The sequence below is a fragment of the Bradyrhizobium genosp. SA-3 genome, from assembly GCF_004212635.1.
Taxonomy (GTDB): Bacteria; Pseudomonadota; Alphaproteobacteria; order Rhizobiales; family Xanthobacteraceae; genus Bradyrhizobium.
Genome location: NZ_PSRT01000300.1, coordinates 1 through 1,540, shown reverse-complemented (window position 1 = coordinate 1,540; position 1,540 = coordinate 1). Strand labels below are relative to the sequence as shown.

Here is a 1,540-nt window from a genome sequence, read left to right as displayed (position 1 = left end):
CTTTCCGCGGAGAGACTCTGGATTGCTTCGTCGCAAGGGCTCCTCGCAATGACGGAGCGCGCGGCGCCTACCTCGCCCACATCAGAGTCCATCACATCAGCACCGGCGCATCCGGCAGTTCGTTCGAATGCGGGCCTTGCGGCGGGAAATTCCGCGCCAGCTCGCGCGACACGGCCTCGATGCCGGCGATCACGCCGCGTTCGAACTGGCCCGACCTGAACTCCGCCTCCATCGCCCGGCAGATCTTTTCCCAGCCTTCCGCGCCAACCTTCGCGTCGATGCCGCGGTCGGCCACGATCTCGACGTCGCGGTCGGCGAGCAGGAGATAGATGAGGACGCCGTTGTTGTGCGCGGTGTCCCAGATGCGCAGATGCGAGAACACGTCGAGCGCGCGCGCGCGCGCCGGCTGGTTGCGAAACAGCGGGCGGCCATCGAGCGCGCCTTCGACCACGAAGCGGACCTGGCCGGAATGCGTCGCTTCGCCCCGCTTGATCGCCTGCTCGATGCGGTCGAGCACGGCTTGCGGAAAAATCTGCTTCGTCCGCCAATGATGCTGCACGAGGTGTCTGGCAATGCGCTTCATGCTCATGACCTACCAGCTCCCCGAGGCGCCGCCGCCGCCGAAACTGCCCCCGCCGCCGCTGAAGCTGCCGCTGTCGCTGCTGCTCGATGAGCCGCTGCTCCAGCCGCCTCCCGATGATCCGCTCGACCACGATCCGCCGCGCGACGACCGCGTGACTGGCCCCATCGCCGAAAACAGATCGGCGATGAATCCGATGATGAAGCCGAGAACGCCGAGACCAATCGCAAGCGCAAGAGAGCCGAGAATGAGCCAGGTCAGCGCTGCGATGATGCCACCGGTCGCCAATGATCCGAGCAACCGCCCCAGCATGGCCCGGAAGAACCCGCCGATCCCGATCGAGGCGAACAGCGTCACGATGAAGACCGGCGCGAGGTCGTCCAGATGACCGAAGCTGACGGTCGGCGAGGGAACCGGCAGCGGCTCGCCGTCGATGACCCGGATCATGCGATCGACACCATCCGAGATGCCGCCGCTGAAATCGCCCGTCCTGAATTTCGGTGTGATGACTTCATCGATGATCCGCCGCGACGTGACGTCGGTGAGCGCGCCTTCGAGCCCGTAGCCGACCTCGATGCGCAAATGCCGGTCGTTCTTGGCGACGATGAGGATCGCGCCGTCATCGACCTTCCTGCGTCCGATCTTCCAGGCCTCCGCAACGCGGATCGAGAACTGCTCGATCGTCTCAGGCTGTGTCGTTGGCACGATCAGGACGGCGACCTGGCTGCCCTTCCGGTTCTCGAAGTCGCGCAGCTTTTGCGACAGCGCGGCGATGTCGCTGCTGGACAGCGTGCCGGTCTGGTCGACCACGCGGCCGGTGAGCTCCGGCACGGCGACGTCGGCTGAGACTGGGAGCGCGAAGGCGAGACACAGGATGAGCAGGAGAACGCCGCACTTTAAGAAGGCAGAACGGGCGCGCCAAAACCTCGCTGTCATCGCCCGGCTCGACCGGGCGATCCA

Annotated in this window: 2 protein-coding genes; both read right to left on the bottom strand. The window is 65.8% G+C overall.

Going from position 1 to position 1,540, the window contains the following annotated elements; all coding sequences use genetic code 11:
- Positions 1-91: 91 nt before the first annotated feature.
- Positions 92-589 (bottom strand): TPM domain-containing protein, encoded by a 498-nt coding sequence (locus CWO91_RS42135; protein ID WP_130221164.1) that lies wholly within the window; start codon positions 587-589, stop codon positions 92-94.
- 3 nt (positions 590-592) lie between these two features.
- On the bottom strand, positions 593-1,516 hold the full coding sequence (locus CWO91_RS42130; RefSeq protein ID WP_165406083.1) for a TPM domain-containing protein: 924 nt from the start codon (positions 1,514-1,516) through the stop codon (positions 593-595).
- Between the last annotated feature and the right edge of the window lie 24 nt (positions 1,517-1,540).

Excerpts from the sequence above, each read along its gene's own strand:
- CWO91_RS42135 (WP_130221164.1), bottom strand. The coding sequence starts at position 589 with ATGAGCATGAAGCGCATTGCCAGACACCTCGTGCAGCATCATTGGCGG.
- CWO91_RS42130 (WP_165406083.1), bottom strand. The coding sequence starts at position 1,516 with ATGACAGCGAGGTTTTGGCGCGCCCGTTCTGCCTTCTTAAAGTGCGGC.